Here is a 19,856-nt window from a genome sequence, read left to right as displayed (position 1 = left end):
GAAAATTTAGAGGGGAGCATTACTATACAAGTATGAAAGAGAGAAAAAAAAAGTTACAACCCTGTTGTTATTTCAACGCACTTGACACAATTAACACTGTAGATTCGACGGCAGAAACAGCTTTGGGTCTACGAAATATAAATGTAATTAACTGTTCACGATAATGGCCAAGGAACAATCCAACCTTCAAGGTGAGATTCTCGCAGAAGATAAGAAGCAGCTGCAAGAACCACCACTTTTTAAAGTTTTGCTGCACAACGACGACTACACTACCATGGATTTTGTGGTGATGATTCTTGAAACGATTTTTAACAAGGACAGCACCGAAGCCACTAAAATCATGCTTGATGTACACCACCAGGGAATGGGCATTGCGGGTATATATACCCGTGAAATAGGGGAAACAAAAATATCCCAGGTGCATCATTTGGCCCAAAAAAATCAATTCCCATTGAAATGTTCTCTTGAAAAAGACTGTTAACACCACCAGAGGACACCGGACCATTCTTAGGCAAAAGAATGTACGTCCAGTCTCTGTATAAGGATCAATACTATGCTGAGTAAACAATTGGAACTGGCACTAATAAAGGCCATCAAAGAAGCAAGAAATCAGCAACATGAATATGTTACTGTCGAGCATATGCTCTACGGGTTACTCCACGACGAACTGGCCCGACACATTATTGATAAATGCGGCGGCAACAATGCCAACCTTAAAGAACGGCTTGAACAATTCTTTGCCAGTGGTATGCCGGTATTAAAAAACAATGAGAGCGAGCCCTCACAAACAGTTGCCTTTAACAGGGTTCTGCAAAGGGCTGTTAGTCATGTGCAGAGTTGCGGTAAAAAACAGGTCGACACAGGAGACGTGCTCGTATCCATACTTACCGAGCCCGATTCCCATGCCGTTTATTTTCTCGGTTCAGAAGGAGTTGGTCGCCTGGAAGTAGTTGAATATATTTCACATGGTCTCCCTGAAACGCTACAGAGTGAACCGTTTAAACAACCTTCACCACCCCCCAACAAAAACAAACAAAAAAAGGGCGGTGAAAACGCACTTCAGGAATTTACGGTCAATTACGCGCAAAGAGCAGCAGAGGGAACTATTGATCCTCTGATTGGCAGAGACAGTGAACTACACCGAATGATGCAAGTACTTTGCCGCCGGAAAAAAAATAACCCCTTGTTGGTGGGCGAACCTGGAGTCGGTAAAACAGCCATGGCAGAAGGGCTTGCTCTCAGGATCTACGAGGATGGCATAGCACGTCAGTCCGATCCCCCTGATGAAGATAAGCTAGTACCGGATCTGCTTCAGGACACGGAAATCTATATGTTGGATCTCGGCACTCTGGTTGCCGGAACCAAATATCGAGGTGACTTTGAAAAACGGCTTAAAGAAGTGGTAAGCGCCATCGAAAATAAGGACAATGCAATCCTTTTTATCGATGAAATGCACACCATTATCGGCGCCGGTGCCACCAGCGGTGGTTCTATGGATGCTTCAAATCTGCTCAAACCTGCTTTGCAGGCCGGCACCATCCGCTGTATCGGTTCAACTACTTATGAAGAGTATAAGAACCATATCGAAAAAGACAGGGCTCTATCCCGGAGATTTCAAAAGATAGACATCGAAGAGCCTTCGGTGGATGATACCTGCAACATCTTAAAAGGGTTGCAGCCCCGTTACGAAGAACATCATCATATCCGTTATTCTAAAAATGCCATTATCTCAACGGCTGAACTGGCGGACCGATATATAAACGATCGCTTCCTCCCAGACAAGGCTATCGATATTATGGATGAGGTAGGTGCCTCTTTTCGGCTAATGGGAAAGATAGGGAAAACTGTGGGCGTTAAGGATATAGAGCGTATCGTATCAAAAATGGCCAGGGTTCCTGTTTCGAGCAAGGTCCGTGATGACACCAAAGATCTTCGCAACCTTAACAACAAGCTGAAGTCAGCCATTTTTGGACAAGACGACGCACTTGAAGCCGTTGTCAAGGCTGTTAAGCGCTCTCGAGCCGGACTTGGCAACCCATTGGCGCCTACAGGTTCGTTTCTTTTTGCCGGCCCGACCGGAGTCGGCAAAACAGAAGTTGCGAGGCAACTGGCAGCAGCTCTTTCCATTCATTTTGAACGTTTTGACATGAGTGAATATATGGAAAAACATGCGGTGGCAAGACTTATTGGTGCTCCTCCAGGTTATGTCGGATTTGACCAAGGAGGCCTGCTCACCGATGCCATTCGCAAGCACCCCTATTCAGTACTGCTGCTCGACGAAATCGAAAAGGCGCATCCTGATGTTTTTTCGGTTTTACTCCAAGTTATGGATCATTCAACCCTCACTGATAATGCAGGGCGACGAGCCGACTTTCGCAACGTCATTATCATTATGACCACCAATGCCGGTGCCAGGGAAATGAGTGAACAGACAATAGGATTTATCGGCGATTCTAAAGGGAAAGAGCAAAAAGCCATTAAAAATCTTTTTGCCCCTGAATTTCGCAATCGCCTTGATGCAACCATCAGCTTTTCCACCCTTGGTATAGATACGGTAGAGAAGATTGTCGATAAAATGACACTTGAGCTGCAAGCCCAGTTGTCCGAAAAGAATATCTCAATTTCCTTAACCCCAAGTGCACGACGCTGGATTGCCAGTGAAGGCTATGAACCCGCCTACGGGGCTCGCCCCCTGCGTCGCCTGATCATGAAAGAGATAGGCGACACCTTAACCGACGAAATCCTTTTCGGGGCTCTTAAAAAAGGTGGCAATGTAAGAATAGGCCGAAAAAACAACAAAATGACCTTCCGCTACTATTAACATCCGTATCAATCACCGGAAGTATTATTCGCTTCCGGTGATTCTCCCTCCTTAAGCCCCACCCTCCCGAGTACAATTTTTTATACTTTTATAGGCTGTCGCATTGACTTTCTTCGGTTATAACGATACTATCGGTATTAAAATATACATAGTGTGCTGTAATTCCGTATAGTTTCAGAAAATTAAGGGAAGGAAGAAGGGAGGAGGAAAGATGGTAAAAAAAATGTCCATGCTTGCTTTGGCTGGTTTGCTGGCTTTGCCGGCAACTACCTTTGCCGGTGCAGGCAAAACACCCCAAGATCTGGAAAGCAAGATCGAAGAACTTGCTAGACAGCTTGATGCTTTGAAAGCCCAGTTGGCCGAACAAAGTGAGGCAATGACCGAATACAGTGATAAAGTTAACGACATGGATGACCTGCTGGAGGAAAAATCAGAGTCCTGGGACCTGGCAGCTCGTTTTACTTTTTACGGCGACTTCCGTGCCCGCGGCGATTTTTACAGTGCAAGCAACGTCTTTGATGCCGGCACTCCTCTGCTTATGACCGGCATGGCAAACGGGCAACCCACCTTTGCCACCCAGGCCATGGGAGATCAAGAAAACGATACCATCCTCACCAACCGCTTTCGCCTCAACATGCGGGTTAAAGCGACTGAAAACGTTGAGTTCAAAGGTCGTCTTGCCATGTACAAGGCGTGGGGTATGCAGTCAACCCCGGATAACCTGGCAGGTGGTTTTCCGATCTTTGACGGCAATGTCACCCGTACCCCCAACGACAGCGCTCTTTATGTAGACCGTGCCTTCGTCAATTGGAACAACATCGGCGGTTTGCCTATGTGGTTCTCCATTGGTCGGCGTCCTACCACTGATGGTCCCCCCGCACATTTACGTATGGGTAATGATACTAGAATGGCCACCCCAAGCGCCTATTTTGATTACCCCTTTGACGGCCTCACCCTTGGGTACGCATGGGACTGGAATGCAGAAGCCATGGGTACCAGCCGGTTACGCTTCTGTTATGGCCGTGGGTTCGAAAACGGTCTCCAATATGATCAAGACACCAACCCATATCCGCTTGACGACACCGATTTCGGCGGCTTCAGCTGGGATGTCATGAAGCAGGGGTCAAGATTCCTCAATCTGCAATTCTTCGGCATCTACAACTTGTTCAACTATCCTAATTTCCAAAGCGACCTTGTTCGCCTGGGAGCAAGCCAACCACAAGAAGACGGCGGCTTTGGCGCCCAGAAAGATCTCGGCCAAATGTACCACACCACGGGTATATTCATGGACAAGGTTAACAACTTCAACTACTTCCTTGCTGGTGGATGGAGCCATACCGATCCAAACGGCAACGGCATGTTCAATGATTATTTCGGCATGAGCAGTGGCCAAACCGGGCTCAATACCGATTCAGAAGATGGTTATTCCGTCTACGCCGGCATCCGGTATGACTTTGAAGACCTTGGTCTCAAGCTTGGCGCTGAATACAACTACGGCTCTCAATACTGGGTTGCCTTCACTCCTGGTCATGACGAACTCTACATGTCTAAGCTGGCCACCCGCGGTAATGCCTACGAATTGTACATGATCTACGACCTGCCTACCGGCGAAGCTATTTCCAAATATGCCAAGACGTTTATCCGTCTGGGCTGGCAGTACTATGATTACAACTACTCAGGCGGATTTGACTGGAATGTCAAACCTTATGACCTTGACGATGACAAAGATGCGCTGCAAGCACTTGGACTCAACCCTGTAGAAAGCGCGCACCAAGTATACCTCACCTTTGAGGCTTATTTCTAGCATCTGGCCTGCAGCATAAACACTTCTAACCGGGAAAGCCTTCACAGGCTTTCCCTTTTTTCATTATACGAACGTGATTACATCCCATCCAGGACTCACTTATTGCACAAGCAGTAATCTACCTATTCCCCACGGCATGTTTTGCCGGCATGGCGGCGTCGGTTCAGGACCTTTCAACTCGCTGAACCTCAGCTACTCTGTTGGCGACAGCGAGGAAGCAGTAAAGGCCAACCGCAATATTCTCCGTCAACGCCTCCGGATTGAGCACCTCTGTTCGGCCCATCAGATCCATTCAGATGTGGTTGCAGTCATCCGTTCAAAAAATAATCTAAAGGAAATTGAAGGCGCTGACGCTTTAATAACCAGTATGAAGGGAATCGGCTTGCTCATCCAGCAAGCAGACTGTCAGGCGGTTCTCCTTTATGATCCACAGCAACAGGCCATTGGTGCTATCCATTGCGGTTGGAAAGGAAGTGTCATCAATATTATTGCCACAACCGTAGCCCAAATGCAGAAAGAATTTGCAGTAGCTCCACACGATTTACGTGCTGTTATCAGCCCTTCGCTTGGTCCATGCTGTGCAGAATTTCAAAACTATCGCCAGGAGCTGCCAACGTGGATGCACGCTTACCAGGTACGTAGAAACTATTTTGATTTTTGGGCCATAACCAGACAACAACTCAGACAAGCAGGGATAAAGAACACCAACATTGAGACGACAGAAGTATGCACCAAATGCAATGACCGTTTTTTTTCCTACAGAAGAAGCACAGCAAAGGGAGAAAAATATACAGGTCGCAATGGCTCAGTCATCAGCCTGCCGCAAACAGACCACGATTAGGCAAAACGAAAAATTATAAAAATTCGAAATCACAAATCAATGGAGCATGGTCTGAAAAAGTGACCAGAGGAATCTGGAAATTGACCACCCTCAATTCAGGACTGTGAAGGATAAAATCAAGCTCCATTTTAGGGCTACGACTGGGGAAGGATGGTATTTTTTTCGGATTGGCACTCACCAGGCCGGTGGCGCCGAGAAAAAGGTCAAGTTCTCGCTTTCCCCAAAGCACATTAAAATCACCCGCCAAAATCACAGGCCGATCAACTTCTCGAATAAGCCGATACAGCCGCTCCAGCTGGTATTGTCGCTTGCGAAATGTCAGTGACAAATGAACAAGAAAGACCGTAACCCTTTCCATACATGCCTGAATAATAAGCCTCTTGACCCCTTCCTCAAAATAATGAAAACGGTGACTGATTATTTCGTCATGCGCCAAAATAGCATTACCCTGCGTTCTCAACAAAGGCATCCGTTTCGCTACTGAACCAAAGGCATACTTGGTTTCAATAACATGATAGAGCTTGAGTTGATCTGCTATTTTTTTGGCCTGACACTGTTGCTCAGTTCGAAAAGAGCCGCCGTCCACCTCTACCAGCCCAAGGATATCCGGCTGCACGCTCTTAATAAAGGATACGATTTTGGCCAGTTGGCTTCCGGAACGCTTCAAATACCCGGCATAGGGGAATGGTAGATGAAAGCGGGTACCGTTTCCAGCTGCATAGCGAATGTTGTACAGCAAAAATCGTAATGCCCGTTCATCTTTTGGGGTAACAATCGTCTTAGCCACGATTCCTCAGTCCAAACACGCCTTGTTTTTTACTGCTAAAAGCAGGATTAACCCCCCGTCTACCCGGTTTTTTACTCCGAGTCCCATTTTCAGGCGGCATAACAACAGCTTCCTGCTGATGTTGCTCTTGGAAAAAGCAGTGCGGCTCGACCTCACCCTTGCCTAAGGATTCGCGGTAAATCGCATAAAAACGGGTACAGTCACGATAATAACTCTTCCGTTTTAACCATTTAGGTATTTTCCCTCCATTCTCCAACTGATGGAAGGTCGGTAGATTGACCAACAGGATCGCCAGGGCATCCTTTGCCATCCGCTTAACATTAAACTGTTCCCCTAAATAACTATCAAGATCCGCACGAATTTTGCGATTCAAGACATGATACCCTTTACCACGCAGCTGTACTTCCAGGAGATTGAAACGCCGGATTGCCCAAGGCAGAAGCAAAGCTGCAAACAGCATATATTCAGGAATTACAACTTGCCTTTTTTGTTTACGCAAACCATACAGCCTATCCACCACGCTTAACAGGCTATACAGTTCGTGTATTATATTCTGTCGTTCGTTACTCTTGAAACAATTCGTATACAATGGAAAGAGTATGTTCCAGATGTTATTTTCGATACAAAGCTGTGCCCATTTTTGGCTTGTCCCAGACTGCAGGTCCTTCAAAATTTCATCCCGAACACGTGATGCAGGGCAAAGCAAAAGTTTATCTGCATGCACTCCAATGGCCTCTCGGGTTGGGGAATCTATCGTAAATCCTTTTCTGGCGGCATGGCGGATTGCCCGCATTATACGCACGGGGTCACGCGTAAATCGACGATGAGGATCGCCGACCATACGGACCACCCCGGTATTTAGATCGTTGACGCCACCAATGTAGTCAATAATTGTATTGGTCTCTATTTCGTAAAACAGAGCATTGATGGTGAGGTCTCTGCGGAAGGCGTCTTCCTCCAGAGTGCCAAAGGTATTATTATGGGGCAGAACCTGTTGAGGGCCGTTAAGATCATGTTCGCTCTGTGACCGCAATGTCGAGACTTCGATAATCTTATTGCCTCGAAAAAAGACCTGAACTAATCGAAAACGTCTGCCGATTGTGCGGCTGTTACGAAAAAGTTTACGCAACTGCCCAGGACGAGCGTCAGTTGAAATATCAAAATCCTTGGGATTCTCACCAAGATAAAGATCACGCACCCCTCCACCGACAAGATACCCTTTAAAACCGGCATCACGCAGCCGGTAAAGCACTTTCAAGGCTTCGATGTCCAGCTGCGATTCTCGAATGGGGTGTTCAGATTCGGGGATAATCAACGGTTCGCACCGCTGATATCCCCGGCCAAGAGCTGCAATTGATGAATCCGTATCCATACACTCACTACAAATGGTTTATACCAGGCTTCTTCACGCTGCCCCGGGTTCGGATGTTTTTGCTGTTTCCTTGTAGACTGATTCGGCAGCCTTGACAAAACGATCAAAAATTTCACGCACCGGCAAAATCTCATTCATTTTATAGGTATTTGCCCCTGAAAAGAATAATCCATTATCAAGATCGCCATCGCATGCAGCCGTTAATCTGTCGTTAATACAATACTTATAACTGCATTTTTTCAGGCATTTAAACCTGCATTTATCCACCGAAACATCACCGCCTTTTTCCATTTTTTCAATAAATGGAGTTTTCACCGCTCGTCCGGTCATCCCCACCGGGGATGGCACTAAAACGATATCATCCTTCTGGGCTTTCAAGAAGGCGTTTTTGAACTCCTGAGAAACCGAGCATTCCTCACTAAGGACAAAACGGGAAGCAATCTGGATACCATCAGCACCATAGTCATCCATCATCTCAGCCATCTCAAAACCGTTTGTAATGCCTCCAGCGGCTATCAGCGGAACCTTGGAAACGGCCTTTCGAATTGCCGGGAACATGTCCCTCAATTTTTTATCCGTGCCGAGATGCCCACCGGCTTCAGTGGCTTCTGCAATGATGGCAGCAGCTCCAAGCTTTTCAGCCAGCTTTGCAAAATTGGGGGAAGAAACGATTGATACAATCGGTATATTATGTTTTTTTCCTATCTTAAAGATATCCCTTGAAAATCCAGCACCAGTAACAATCATGTCAGCACCGGCTTCTATGGACCCCATGACCAGTTCATAAAAGTCCTTCATCGCATACATAATGTTCACGGCGATTATGCCCTGGGTGGCGTCTTTGGCTTTACGAATATCCGCCTTTAATTCTTCGACAGGGATCGCAGATCCCCCTATTGTACCTATCCCGCCGCACTCGGCAACAGGCACTGCCAGAGCGGAGGTTGAAACACGAACTGACATTCCACCCTGAATGATAGGTACCTTGGCTATAAATGAGCCTATTTTTAATTCTGGCAATTTCATGCAAATCTCTTGGGTTAGAGGGCTAATATATTTACAGTCGCCGAAACGATGCACACTTCACGCTGCCTCGGCAATTTGCGGTAAAGCCTTAATACAACAGTAACCACTATCCAGTGCCTGACCTTGTAATATTGCCTTTTCAACGACCATATAATCTAAATACCAATCTACTATTATAGTCTTTTTACCAGAAATGCGCCACACTGACTTGACTTTTCATTCATTTTGCAGTTAGATTTTTGTCTTTTTTTATTAAAATCAAGTATCGTCGATGTGCATAATGCATATTTTCTGCAGTCACAATGGAGCACCTCTTTGAAAATTCAGGCTATAAACGGATTTAAAGACATTCTGCCGGACAGCGCCCTCCTCTGGCAGCAAATTGAACAACGGGCCAGAGATATTTTTCAACGATTCGGTATGCGGGAAATCAGAGTACCGATCATGGAAAAAACCGATTTGTTTGTCCGCTCCATCGGTGAGGCGACAGATGTGGTTGAAAAGGAGATGTATACCTTTACTGAGAAGTCGATAACCATGCGTCCGGAAGCAACTGCTTCCATCATGCGGGCTTTTATAGAAAACGGTATGCATGTGCAACAACCTGTTCAGCGGTTATTCACCATTGGCCCAATGTTTCGCCATGAACGTCCACAAAAAGGCCGTCAACGCCAATTCCACCAGCTTGATGCAGAAATCATCGGTGCCCAGGAACCGCAAGTTGACGCGGAATTGATTGCCATGGGCCAAATGTTACTCGATGAACTTGGCATAAACACCAGCCTGGAGATCAACTCACTGGGCTGCCCTGCATGCCGGCCCCCTTTTCGCACAAAACTCGTCAACTATCTGGAGCTGCATCAAGACGCACTGTGCGATGATTGCAAGCGCAGAACTACTACCAATCCGCTCAGAGTACTGGATTGCAAAAAATCTACTTGCAAAGCTATTGCCAAAGACGCCCCGTCCATACTTGACAGTCTCTGCGAAAACTGCAGCGACCACTTTTCCCTAGTCCGGCAAGCACTGCAGGACCTTGGCATATCGTTCACGATCAACCGTTTCATGGTACGCGGACTGGATTACTACACCCAGACTACTTTTGAATTTCTGACAAGTGATCTGGGAGCACAGGCAGCTGTCGGCGCTGGGGGACGATACGACGGACTAATAGAACAACTCGGTGGCCCGGCCTTGCCAGGCATTGGATTTGCCATGGGCATCGAACGTATTGTGCTGTTGATGGAACAAAAAAACAACGGCACCTCTCTTACCCAAAATACAGATTGCTTCATCGCAGCACTGGGCCAAGAGGCTAACAAGCCATGCAGCCAGCTGACCCACCAACTCAGACTGCGGGGAATAAATGCAGCCATGGATTACAGCGGCCGTAGTCTTAAGGCACAAATGAAACAGGCTAACCGCGTCCACGCTCGCTTTGTACTGATTGTCGGCGAAAACGAACTGAAGCAAGAGGAGGCTGTTCTCCGTGACATGAAAACTCAGAAACAGCAGGTCTTTTCCCTTGCCGGATCTGTCAGCGAGCAAGGCGAACGGTTAGCACCCGTGCTGCGCGCTTAACCTCAACACAATATTTTCAACCCTGCTGACCTTTCATCAAAACAGACAGCTTGAGTTGCAACGCGCCGTATCGGGCTTAGCCCGGCGGCCTTTTTCTGGAGAAAACTATGGAATCAATGGGAACGCTGCGGCGAACACATAACTGTAATGATCTTGGACTGGAAAACCTGTCTCAGGAAGTAACCCTCATGGGCTGGGTTTTGCGCCGTCGAGATCACGGCGGGGTTATTTTCATAGACCTTCGTGATCGCTGGGGCATCACCCAGATTGTTTTTAACCCTGAGATCAACAAAGACGTGCATGCAAAGGCTCACCAACTGCGCAACGAGTGGGTTGTTGCAGTAAGGGGCAAAGTCGAAAGACGTCCCGGGGACATGGAAAACAAAAAACTCAAGACCGGTTCCATCGAAATACTTGTTGATGAACTGCGCATTCTCAACACCAGTGAAACACCCCCTTTCCCACTGGACGAAGACAGTGATTTTTCCGACAACCTGCGTCTCCAGTACCGTTATCTCGACCTTCGCCGACCCGAGGTGGCTAAAAACCTCATCCTCAGACACCAAGCGCTGCAAACCGTTCGCAACTACCTCAACAACCGGGAGTTTCTCGAAATTGAGACCCCCATGCTCACCCGTTCAACCCCTGAAGGTGCTCGCGATTATCTGGTTCCCAGCAGGGTAAGTGCAGGTAAATTCTTTGCGCTTCCACAATCGCCCCAGCTCTTTAAGCAAATCCTGATGATGTCCGGCATGGACCGTTATTATCAAATTGTTAAATGCTTTCGCGACGAAGACCTGCGCGCTGATCGCCAGCCGGAGTTCACCCAGATTGATATGGAGCTCAGCTTTGTTACCCAAGAGGACATTATCACCATTGTTGAAGGCATGATTGCTGCCCTTTTCAAAGCTACTGTCAACGTCGACCTGAACCTCCCCATTAAACGTATGACGTATGACGAATCCATGCTCCGATTCGGTACTGATAGACCTGACACCCGTTTTGGCCTGGAGCTTGTCGACCTGACCGAGATCCTGAGCGGTTGCGGTTTCAAAGTGTTCAACACCATCATTGAAAAGGAAGGGGCTGTCAAGGCGATCAATGCCAAGGGGTGCGCCAATTTCTCCCGTAAAGACCTGGATGACCTGACAGAATATGCTGGACGATTTGGTGCGCGCGGTATGGCCTGGATTAAAATAAAAGATGACGAATGGCAATCCCCGATCACTAAATTTTTCAGTGATGAGGAAATCACAGCCATGGGCAAAGCTCTTGACGCTCAACCCGGCGACCTGATCTTATTTGGCGCAGACAAAATCAGCACTGTTCACCAGGTGTTGGGAGAGCTGCGGCTCGAGTTGGCACGCAGACTCGACATCATCGAACAAGACACCTATGACTTCCTCTGGATCACAGATTTCCCGATGTTTGAATACGATGACGATGCCAAGCGCTTTTCGGCGGTACACCATCCTTTCACAGCACCCTTTGACGACCAGCTGGACATGCTCGAATCAGATCCTGGAGCAGTAAAAAGCCAAGCTTACGATTTGGTTCTCAACGGCAACGAAATCGGTGGAGGCTCAATCCGTATTCACAATCCGGCAGTCCAGGAAAAGGTTTTCAAAGCCCTTGGAATTGACGATGAAGAAGCTCAGGAAAAGTTTGGTTTTCTCCTCAAAGCTCTCACCTATGGCGCACCTCCCCATGGCGGAATTGCTTTCGGGGTTGACCGCCTCATCATGCTCTTGAGCGGCTCCACCTCCATTCGAGAGGTTATTGCCTTTCCTAAAACCCAGAAGGCAACCTGCCTGCTAACGGAAGCGCCTGCACCTGTTAACCGCAAACAATTAACAGAACTGCACTTACGGCCTGACTGGAAAGAGGATTGAGAGTAATAATCCACACGATACAAAAAAGTCCGAAGCAGCAAACGATGCTTCGGACTTTTTTCTGATTACGCCTTTTCTATCTACCAGCTGCCTACAAAACGGCATTCCCCGCTTTCAGGCATTATCCTTCATCTGACGAATTATCCGAAATACCTCTTCCGGCGTACCGTCCATATTCGGGTCCACATTTTGCGCTGCAAAATGAATAGCAGGCTTACCACAGCGGAGAAACGGGTTGGTGTTCAGTTCAAGTTCCAGGTCTGACGGCGCCCAGCCCTCGGCACTGTTTGCTGCTGCGACCTCGTCTTCCAACCTCTGTATAATAGCACTGTTTGCAGGTTCGAGGGACTTGGCGAATTCAAGGTTCGCTCGCGTATAGTCATGACCGGGATAAATCTTGATTTCGGGCGCAAACAATTCCGTTATCCTTGCCAGAGAATGGTACATTTCCTCGGCCGTCCCCTCGAAAAGACGACCGCACCCAGCGCCGAAAAGTGTATCCCCAGTAAAAAGAGCGTCACCAAAATGATAAAGGGAACTGCCCCGCGTATGACCGGGTGTATGATAAATCTTCCCGTTAAGCCGGCCAACCGCCACCTCCTCCTGGTCAACTAACAGATGGGTTAATGCCGGAATACGCCCGTGATCACTAGCATGCCCATACACTGGAAGTCCCGGATACTCTTCCAGGATATCTTCGATGCCATCGATATGATCCCGGTGGTGGTGGGTACAAAAAATTGACTCGGGCTTGAGTTGATGCTCTGCCAGGGCTGAAACTACCGGGTAATACTCGCACGGGTCGACAATAGCGCACACCCTTGTTGTTTTATCGACAAGCAAATAGGAAAAATTATCAAACAAACAGGGAACAGGAAGAACAAACATACTATTTTCTCCTGGGTAGAATCTCAACAGTGTTGTTATCAGGTCTTTTCATCCGGATGTTTTCCGTGATAGGCCATGGCTGACGAACCTATTTCATCGCGGGTTTTACCAAGGGCCGCAAACGTGCCCATTTCCGTTGTCATCTTGAGCGCAGCTTCTATTATGGGAAAAACCAACGCACACCCCGTGCCTTCACCAAGGCGCATATTCATATCAAGCATTGGCTCCAGCCCGGTAATTTCCTTCAAAAGCTTTGCTCCGGGTTCAAAAGAGATATGCGAAGGAATTATATAATCGATTACCTCGGGTTTCAACCGTAGTGCAGTTAGTGCTGCCACATTGGAGATCAGCCCATCGGCAACCACCGGAATCTTTCTCGCAGCACAGGCGAGATAGATACCAGCCATACCGGCAATATCGAGACTACCGACCTTGGAGAGTACATCCAAGGGATCATCACGATCAGGCTGATGCAGATCAACCGCATCCTGCACCACCTTCTTTTTGGCAGCATAGGATTCATCGCTCAGCCCTGCCCCGCGGCCGACAACACGGTCAATAGCAGCACCGGTAAAGGCATACAATACGGCACTGGAAGCAGTGGTGTTCCCAATACCTATCTCCCCGGTGCCAAGCAGATTGTACCCGTCATCGATAGCCTGCCCGGCAATCTCAATCCCTGTTTCGACCGCCTTGACGGCCTCCTCTCTTTCCATTGCAGGTTGCCTGCGAAAATTGGCCGTACCATAACGAATTTTCCGTGACACAACCCGGGGAAGATCGACATCGACCTGGATACCTATATCAACGGCTATAATATCAGCCCCGGCATGATTGGCCAGGAAATTGACTCCCATCCTCCCAGAGGTTACAAAATCGGCTCCTATCCGGGTTACATCCTGCGGGTACATGGCAACACCTTCGCCATACACACCATTATCAGCCATCATGACAATAATGGCTTTTTTATCAATGGTGTTGTTTAGCTTGCCTGTGATACCAGCAACCTGGCGGGCTATATCTTCGAGCTTTCCAAGGCTTCCGGGAGGCTTGAGACAATAATCTATTTCCCGCTGGGCCTTAGCCATAATATCCCTGTCCGCTGCCCGGATGTGTCCAAGAGTCTGCTCTAAAATTTTCACAAAACCTACCTACCTGTAGTTGAATCGAACCAGAATCGGCATACCGCCCATAAATTCAATTTCGGTCAAAGTGGCATTATCCACCTTAAATTTCCAATATCCAGCAGAGATTGATTCACAAAAATAATGCGCCATCAATGAACGAATACATCCACCATGGGAGACTATTGCCAAGTCCTTGCCCGTATTGGCACCGACCAACTCATCTGCAAAGGAGACAACCCGCTGCTTAAACGAGCCAAAGGATTCACTACCCGGAATCTGGGTCTTTTCCCAGTCGGTCAGCCACGTCTTCCAGGCCTCCGGATACTGCTTTTCAATTTCTTTAAAATGCAGCCCTTCCCATTCACCGAAGTGATATTCCTGGATGCTCGAGTCGGTTATAATGGGCGCATCGCTACCAAAAACAATGGATGCCGTTTCAGTTGCGCGCTGCAGCGGGCTGGAAAAAATAGTGTCCACCTCCAGGGCGTTGAGACGATCCCGCAGATAAGAAGCCTGATTTCTTCCATAGTCATTAAGCGGAGCATCTGTGCTGCCCACCAGCACGCCGCCTTTATTTTGTTCGGTCTGTCCGTGACGGATAAGATAAAGTCTGGTTACCTTCATACCAAAAAGTCCCATGCTAAAAGAAAAAATAAAAAAGAGGTCATTTCACTGAGTTCAATCGTTGCGCCGATGGTATCACCGGTGATACCGCCAATTCGATGCTGCAGATAAAAAGCAAAACCAACAGCCAGGGCAATAGCAATGCCATGGAGGATTACAAGAGACCATATGGCCGAGACCAAAGACATACCTGTAAAATAGAAGACTATGCTTGTGAGCAGCAACGAGCATACTGTCGCAGTCAGTGCCTGGGGCAAACCAACACGATCGGTAAACGATCCCATTCCTGATTGCTCCCGTGCATAGCTCGCCACTGTTGTATGCCAGGTTATGGCCATGCGGCCAAGGACTGGAGCACACAACAAGGCGGTCACACTCCCTGCAAGCGGTATATTTTTCAAGGTAATAAATTTGAGCAAGATGGTCAAAACCACGGCTACGACTCCGTTGGTCCCCAAGGTGGAATCACGCATGATCTCCAGAACCCGTTCTTTTGAACGATAACAGAAAAGACCGTCTGCCGAATCACCCATTCCATCAAGATGCAGACCACCGGTAACAGTGATCAGTACAATCAAGGCTAGAAAAGTAGAAACCTCACCACCAAAATAAGGAAAACACAGATAGAGAAGAACTGCGGCAGGCAGCCCGACCAAAAAACCGACAATGGGCATCCATTTCATTCCCTGAACAAACCGATCAACAGTGAAATCTATCTGCACAGGGATAGGGTAACGAGTCATAAACTGGATCATCAACAATAGGCTAGACACCGATTCCGTCCCCTTTTATTTTTACGGGAATACCAGACACAACCATAACCACCTCGTCGGCCGCGGCAGCCATACGTTGATTGACCCGCCCACTGCAATCCCGAAAAAAACGAGACAATGGCGTAGCCGGGACGATGCCAAGTCCCACTTCATTGGTCACTGCAAACAAACGACCGGCATACGACGCATGACTTGCAAGCAGGGCATCAATTTCCGCCAGCACCCGTTGTTCAATCTTGGCCATGCTTACCACCGTTGGTTGTTCCCAATCAATGGCTGGATCCTCAAGGATGATATTTGTGGTTAAGACAGTCAGACAATCAAGCAAAAAACCGTCGTACTGCTGGTGGTAAGCCTGCACAATCGATGACGGATGCAAGGGTTCTTCAAACGTCTGCCAAGTTCCAGGCCGCTGCAATCGGTGCCTGGCAACTCGATCTTCCATTTCTGCATCCAGTGCACGAGCAGTGGCAATATAGGCTATATCTTCACACCATCTGCTTATTTGTTGCTCTGCATAGCTGCTCTTACCGCTGCGAGCCCCCCCTGTAATCAATGTCAAACGACCCATTGTAGTCCTGTATTCGTACTATTTCTCATGATACACCCTGCATTACGTTACCAAGCTGGGACAAGTGAGGATTCGATAGCAGAACCTCCACCACGAAGATCGCTACCCAGGAGAAGTATCTGGCTTATCCAAAAATATTGGAAATACAGTTGCGGGACAGCACGGGATTCACATTAAATACTCAACGTATTGATATTAAAAGACAAATCAAATGACACATTTAAATGTACCGCCAAAAATACCGCCAGCCCGATACCCCTTACTATTGTAAAACATGTTGTGTAACACGATAAGCTTTTAACCTCAATCTAACAAAAGAGAGAACGACAATGAAGAAGGAAAAATAAATCACAGAGCAGGATATCCTCAACATTCACAAAGCCGGTAACGGCGCGGCTATTATAACGAAGATTATGGAGGAGGTCGAGACAAGTAAAAATGGTACGGGGCAAGAATGCTTCCTCACCTCACCTGACCTAGGTAAGCTACTGGATCTGCATTCGTTCTTAGGTGAACACATTCCAGATAAAACAGTTCGCTTGGCAGAAGAAAAAATGTAGCCTATTTTCAGCTATTCAATGGACAACACAACCCGCCTTCTGTCCTAGTTGGCCGGTTTCTTTTTGTAGCCAGCTCCGCATTTTCCCACCCGTTATTTCCAGGCAAGAAACACAGTAAACAACTTCTCCTGTCATTGCAACGGCTACAAGGCGTTGTTGACATATGCACATTAGCGCGCTAAGATGTTGATATTGTACAACTTTACCTTTGTGTCGCGTGGGTTTTTTCAAGGGAGGGAACTTAAAAGGATCATGAGGATGCCTATCCAGCTTGATCACACTGTCACATTCGCTTGCTTATTCGTGTTAGTCTCTTTTGCTTTCCTGCCTCGTTGCATGTCTGCCGAGTTAAGCGATTACGAAAAAGGTCAACTTGCTGGGTCTCTTGTATTCTCGGCTCTTGCTGTTGATACGTATTATGCAATCTGTATTGCTGGCGGTTATGACGCAGAGAACCATATTACAGGTGTAGGACGTCTATTAAAAGAGAACTTCGATTTAGACTACAAGACCCTCTTAGAAGATCAGCAGTCTACCACTGGGCGGAATTATAAAGATGAAGCGGTGCGTATGGTTAACCACGCCAAAACTGAACTGGGCGGGTGCAGTTCTGAGAAGATGAAGACATGGTTTGCTGAGGTTGTTGAAAGAAGGTATTGGCAGAATCTAGAGGTGTTAAGAGCGATCCAGTGATTAAAGAGGGGCAAATAAGACATGAGGAGTAAAGGTGTAATTGTAATTTTAATTGGCATTGGCCTTCTGCTGCTAAGTTACGTGTTTGCCTCAGAAAGAGTAAAATGTCGTACGTGTGGTCTAAGGGAAAAAATATCCAAAATGGAAGTTGTATTTATAGAAGGAAAGCACCCTAACAAGGTGCCTGAAGATTTAGGCTTGTCACGTTATGATTCATACCATTACAAGAAGAACCATTATGTAGGAAGGGTCGCTATCCCGTTAAAATTCACTATTGCACTCTCTATTGTGATGATACTTTCGGGTTCAGGAATGGCAATTCTTGCACCTAAAAAAGAGAAGGTTTCGTCTTGATTTTGATAATGCTGGAGAAGGAAGATGTTTTGTCACCCGACACACGGCAATACCTCGCAATCAACCAAGGTCAGGCAACGACTTAGCTTCAACCGCTTCTGCTTCAATAACATCGTCTTGGCGACCCTCTCTCTGGTTGAATTTCCTTATTGTTTCAAGTAGTTGGCTATCTAGCGTGTGCGTATGACTTATCTCTATTTGAGCTTTGGGCGAATACTCTTGAGGCAGCTTGCGCTCTAGTAGCCATTTTGCCGTTGAAGTATCATTGTCTAAAGCGTCATATACACGTTGCCTTGCCTTGATTACAGGGTTTTGCCGAAGAGCGTCGAAGCGCTCGGCTAATTCAGGTTCGCGTTTCAGTAGATTGTAGTAGGCATCCTTCTTGACGCCAGCAGTATGCAGCGCTTCAGAGACGTTAGCGCCTATAGCGAAGGCGTTTTCAAGTTTGATAATTGCCGAATCTGTGACGACAGGTGGACGGCCTACAGGACGTGTTTTTTGCGTGTTCATATTCTACTCCTTGTCTTAAATGAAAGGTGAGTCACAATTATTGAGCTATGTTATGAAGAACGGAAGATGGAGTAACGCTAAGATATTTACGGTGCTAAGCTTTACCTGTGTATTTTTTGGAATGATTAGAGGTGACCATAGTTGGTGGTGGGCTGGATCATTTTTCTTTATTGCTGCTGCATTTCTCTCGCTTGTCTTGCGAGCGGGTTCAGGCAGAGATTAGATACCGTAATTCCATATATCAAAAATGGGAATTAATCACAAACGCCACTACGCCTCTAGTGGTTCATAGATACCCTAATGTTATTTATAAGCAGGAATACTAATTGCGTTAACAAATACGTTAATTAGGTATGGAGAGAGAAGGGAAGGTTTCCATTGAGGCTAGACATAGAGGTTCGAGGAGAAAAGATGCAGAAAAATTATTATTTATCTTCAGTGTTGATGATTGTATTATTGCTCTTCAATTCTAATGCGCGGGGAGATTCTTTCGATATATCTTCTTATCGAGAATCTGGTAACTTGCTTGGTCTTGCAGTTGATCCAATCACACATAATATATTTTTAACTAATGGCTCTGACGGACAAGGTAGGCTCCTTGAGTTTTCCCCTGAAGGCGTTCTCCTTAATGATACTATTGTCGTCAGGCAAAATGGAAATGATGTCTTGTCGAGTGCTGTAATGGTTGATAATGGGAATCTTTTTGTTAACGTGGCTTACAGCGATGACTGGAGTTCATGGGACCGACGGACTATTGAACTGAGCCGTGATGCAAGTACGATTTTCTCAGACTTTGATAGAGAGCCATTCACAAAAGGTGGTGATGGATTGACTTATGATCAAACTACCGATCACTTACTAATATCAAGCTATGCAGATAAAATGGTCTTTGAAACTACCCTTGAAGGAGTATTGGTCAACAGTTATGGAGGGTTCATAAGTAGCTATTACGACATTGCCCTTGACCCTTTTTCGGGAGATTTGTTTGCAATAAATAATAGTGATATTCTACACAGATATAACAAAGAAAGCTCGGGCAACTATACTCTTACCGAGTCTTTCGATCTTTCTTCTGTTGGTATTACAAGGACTCCATTAGCATTAGATATCGATAGAGCAAGTGGATTGTTTTATCTACAAGAAAGTAACAGACGAATAGTAGAGTTCAGCCTTGATGAGTTACTCTATTGTCCAGCTACTCCATGGGATTTTAAAGTTAACACTGAACAATATTTACTTACAGAACAACTGGCACTTGGCAACACCTTCACCTTCGATTATTGGTGGGAAATGGGGATGGAACCAACCGATTTCAATTGCGATTTTTTGTGGTTCAATGGTGCTCAGTGGGAAACTTTCGGATGGGCTTTAAATTTTGATGGTAGCTCCGATGGATGGAATACTGCATCATTCTTGGTTCCGTCATGGGCGCAGGGGGATACTGCGCAGATACGCTTTCAGCTTTTTGATTGGGGCCAGCAGACCAACCCAACTATTTACCTAAGAAACATAGTAAGCAACGGAACAGCACCGGTACCCGAACCAACCACCTTACTCCTCTTCGGTACAGGTCTAGCTGGCCTTTCTGCTGCAGTTGGCAGGAGAAGACGCAAGTAATGCAATTCCATTAAC

The 19,856-nt window shown here is 46.8% G+C and carries 18 protein-coding genes; 9 read left to right on the top strand and 9 right to left on the bottom strand.

Going from position 1 to position 19,856, the window contains the following annotated elements; all coding sequences use genetic code 11:
• Positions 1-163: 163 nt before the first annotated feature.
• From clpS to pgeF, 4 genes are all read left to right on the top strand, one after another.
• Positions 164-481, top strand: coding sequence for an ATP-dependent Clp protease adapter ClpS (clpS, locus tag ACHZCY_RS21765; RefSeq protein WP_205221209.1), 318 nt, complete (start codon positions 164-166; stop codon positions 479-481).
• A gap of 72 nt (positions 482-553) precedes the next feature.
• Positions 554-2,821, top strand: a complete 2,268-nt coding sequence (clpA, locus tag ACHZCY_RS21760) for an ATP-dependent Clp protease ATP-binding subunit ClpA (RefSeq protein WP_205221210.1) — start codon at positions 554-556, stop codon at positions 2,819-2,821.
• 211 nt (positions 2,822-3,032) lie between these two features.
• Positions 3,033-4,625 carry a DUF3373 family protein gene (locus ACHZCY_RS21755; protein WP_205221211.1) on the top strand — a complete coding sequence of 531 codons (1,593 nt, stop codon included), beginning with the start codon at positions 3,033-3,035 and terminating at the stop codon, positions 4,623-4,625.
• A gap of 73 nt (positions 4,626-4,698) precedes the next feature.
• Positions 4,699-5,466: a peptidoglycan editing factor PgeF gene (pgeF, locus tag ACHZCY_RS21750; RefSeq protein ID WP_319550392.1), complete on the top strand. Its 768-nt coding sequence runs from the start codon at positions 4,699-4,701 to the stop codon at positions 5,464-5,466.
• A gap of 13 nt (positions 5,467-5,479) precedes the next feature.
• On the opposite strand, the gene ACHZCY_RS21745 is transcribed toward pgeF, so the two are convergent.
• From ACHZCY_RS21745 to ACHZCY_RS21735, 3 genes are read right to left on the bottom strand one after another with little or no spacing between them, the layout of a single operon-like run.
• Positions 5,480-6,253, bottom strand: a complete 774-nt coding sequence (locus ACHZCY_RS21745; protein ID WP_319550391.1) for an endonuclease/exonuclease/phosphatase family protein — start codon at positions 6,251-6,253, stop codon at positions 5,480-5,482.
• A complete protein-coding gene (gene pcnB, locus ACHZCY_RS21740; RefSeq protein ID WP_319550390.1) occupies positions 6,246-7,625 on the bottom strand; it encodes a polynucleotide adenylyltransferase PcnB in 1,380 nt (459 codons plus the stop codon). The genes ACHZCY_RS21745 and pcnB overlap by 8 nt, the downstream gene beginning before the upstream one ends.
• Positions 7,626-7,658: 33 nt before the next feature.
• Entirely contained in the window at positions 7,659-8,651 is a 993-nt protein-coding gene (locus tag ACHZCY_RS21735) for an NAD(P)H-dependent flavin oxidoreductase (RefSeq protein WP_319550389.1), read from the bottom strand.
• A gap of 315 nt (positions 8,652-8,966) precedes the next feature.
• On the opposite strand from ACHZCY_RS21735, the gene hisS reads away from it, so the two are divergent.
• Both hisS and aspS read left to right on the top strand, forming a co-directional pair.
• Positions 8,967-10,232, top strand: coding sequence for a histidine--tRNA ligase (gene hisS, locus ACHZCY_RS21730; RefSeq protein WP_205221214.1), 1,266 nt, complete (start codon positions 8,967-8,969; stop codon positions 10,230-10,232).
• A 107-nt stretch (positions 10,233-10,339) separates the two neighbouring features.
• The gene (gene aspS / locus ACHZCY_RS21725; protein WP_319550388.1) at positions 10,340-12,124 is read left to right on the top strand and encodes an aspartate--tRNA ligase; all 1,785 of its coding nucleotides are present in this window, start codon (positions 10,340-10,342) and stop codon (positions 12,122-12,124) included.
• A 114-nt stretch (positions 12,125-12,238) separates the two neighbouring features.
• Here the strand turns inward: aspS and gloB are convergent, their stop codons facing one another.
• Genes gloB through cobU form a run of 5 tightly spaced genes read right to left on the bottom strand, consistent with a single transcriptional unit; the run spans position 12,239 to position 16,107 of the window.
• On the bottom strand, positions 12,239-13,012 hold the full coding sequence (gloB, locus tag ACHZCY_RS21720; RefSeq protein ID WP_319550387.1) for a hydroxyacylglutathione hydrolase: 774 nt from the start codon (positions 13,010-13,012) through the stop codon (positions 12,239-12,241).
• Positions 13,013-13,050: 38 nt separating this feature from the next.
• Complete coding sequence (gene cobT, locus ACHZCY_RS21715) at positions 13,051-14,154, bottom strand: nicotinate-nucleotide--dimethylbenzimidazole phosphoribosyltransferase (protein WP_205221217.1); 1,104 nt, start codon at positions 14,152-14,154, stop codon at positions 13,051-13,053.
• Positions 14,155-14,163: 9 nt separating this feature from the next.
• Positions 14,164-14,763 (bottom strand): alpha-ribazole phosphatase, encoded by a 600-nt coding sequence (gene cobC, locus ACHZCY_RS21710; RefSeq protein ID WP_205221218.1) that lies wholly within the window; start codon positions 14,761-14,763, stop codon positions 14,164-14,166.
• Positions 14,760-15,536 carry an adenosylcobinamide-GDP ribazoletransferase gene (cobS, locus tag ACHZCY_RS21705; RefSeq protein WP_205221219.1) on the bottom strand — a complete coding sequence of 259 codons (777 nt, stop codon included), beginning with the start codon at positions 15,534-15,536 and terminating at the stop codon, positions 14,760-14,762. Before cobS ends, cobC begins: the two co-directional genes overlap by 4 nt.
• Positions 15,529-16,107, bottom strand: a complete 579-nt coding sequence (gene cobU, locus ACHZCY_RS21700; RefSeq protein ID WP_205221220.1) for a bifunctional adenosylcobinamide kinase/adenosylcobinamide-phosphate guanylyltransferase — start codon at positions 16,105-16,107, stop codon at positions 15,529-15,531. Before cobU ends, cobS begins: the two co-directional genes overlap by 8 nt.
• A gap of 818 nt (positions 16,108-16,925) precedes the next feature.
• Here cobU and ACHZCY_RS21695 point away from each other — a divergent pair.
• A complete protein-coding gene (locus tag ACHZCY_RS21695) occupies positions 16,926-17,360 on the top strand; it encodes a hypothetical protein (RefSeq protein ID WP_319550386.1) in 435 nt (144 codons plus the stop codon).
• A 21-nt stretch (positions 17,361-17,381) separates the two neighbouring features.
• Positions 17,382-17,714: a hypothetical protein gene (locus tag ACHZCY_RS21690; protein WP_319550385.1), complete on the top strand. Its 333-nt coding sequence runs from the start codon at positions 17,382-17,384 to the stop codon at positions 17,712-17,714.
• 60 nt (positions 17,715-17,774) lie between these two features.
• Here ACHZCY_RS21690 and ACHZCY_RS21685 read toward each other — a convergent pair whose 3' ends face one another.
• Positions 17,775-18,224 (bottom strand): hypothetical protein, encoded by a 450-nt coding sequence (locus ACHZCY_RS21685; RefSeq protein WP_319550384.1) that lies wholly within the window; start codon positions 18,222-18,224, stop codon positions 17,775-17,777.
• A gap of 411 nt (positions 18,225-18,635) precedes the next feature.
• Here ACHZCY_RS21685 and ACHZCY_RS21680 point away from each other — a divergent pair, with 411 nt between their 5' ends.
• On the top strand, positions 18,636-19,841 hold the full coding sequence (locus tag ACHZCY_RS21680) for a PEP-CTERM sorting domain-containing protein (protein WP_319550383.1): 1,206 nt from the start codon (positions 18,636-18,638) through the stop codon (positions 19,839-19,841).
• The last annotated feature ends 15 nt before the right edge of the window (positions 19,842-19,856 follow it).

Source organism: Desulfogranum marinum (assembly GCF_963675105.2).
Classification (GTDB): Bacteria; Desulfobacterota; Desulfobulbia; order Desulfobulbales; family Desulfobulbaceae; genus Desulfogranum; species Desulfogranum marinum.
Note: the sequence above shows the minus strand (reverse complement) of the source record. Positions and strands in the feature narration are given on the sequence as shown.

Bases quoted from the DNA above. Each gene is read 5' to 3' on its own strand.
- ACHZCY_RS21685 (WP_319550384.1), bottom strand. From the start codon at position 18,224: ATGAACACGCAAAAAACACGTCCTGTAGGCCGTCCACCTGTCGTCACA.
- aspS (WP_319550388.1), top strand. From the start codon at position 10,340: ATGGAATCAATGGGAACGCTGCGGCGAACACATAACTGTAATGATCTT.
- cobU (WP_205221220.1), bottom strand. From the start codon at position 16,107: ATGGGTCGTTTGACATTGATTACAGGGGGGGCTCGCAGCGGTAAGAGC.
- pcnB (WP_319550390.1), bottom strand. From the start codon at position 7,625: ATGGATACGGATTCATCAATTGCAGCTCTTGGCCGGGGATATCAGCGG.
- ACHZCY_RS21735 (WP_319550389.1), bottom strand. From the start codon at position 8,651: ATGAAATTGCCAGAATTAAAAATAGGCTCATTTATAGCCAAGGTACCT.
- ACHZCY_RS21695 (WP_319550386.1), top strand. From the start codon at position 16,926: ATGCCTATCCAGCTTGATCACACTGTCACATTCGCTTGCTTATTCGTG.
- clpA (WP_205221210.1), top strand. From the start codon at position 554: ATGCTGAGTAAACAATTGGAACTGGCACTAATAAAGGCCATCAAAGAA.
- ACHZCY_RS21690 (WP_319550385.1), top strand. From the start codon at position 17,382: ATGAGGAGTAAAGGTGTAATTGTAATTTTAATTGGCATTGGCCTTCTG.
- clpS (WP_205221209.1), top strand. From the start codon at position 164: ATGGCCAAGGAACAATCCAACCTTCAAGGTGAGATTCTCGCAGAAGAT.
- ACHZCY_RS21680 (WP_319550383.1), top strand. From the start codon at position 18,636: ATGCAGAAAAATTATTATTTATCTTCAGTGTTGATGATTGTATTATTG.
- gloB (WP_319550387.1), bottom strand. From the start codon at position 13,012: ATGTTTGTTCTTCCTGTTCCCTGTTTGTTTGATAATTTTTCCTATTTG.
- cobC (WP_205221218.1), bottom strand. From the start codon at position 14,763: ATGAAGGTAACCAGACTTTATCTTATCCGTCACGGACAGACCGAACAA.
- ACHZCY_RS21755 (WP_205221211.1), top strand. From the start codon at position 3,033: ATGGTAAAAAAAATGTCCATGCTTGCTTTGGCTGGTTTGCTGGCTTTG.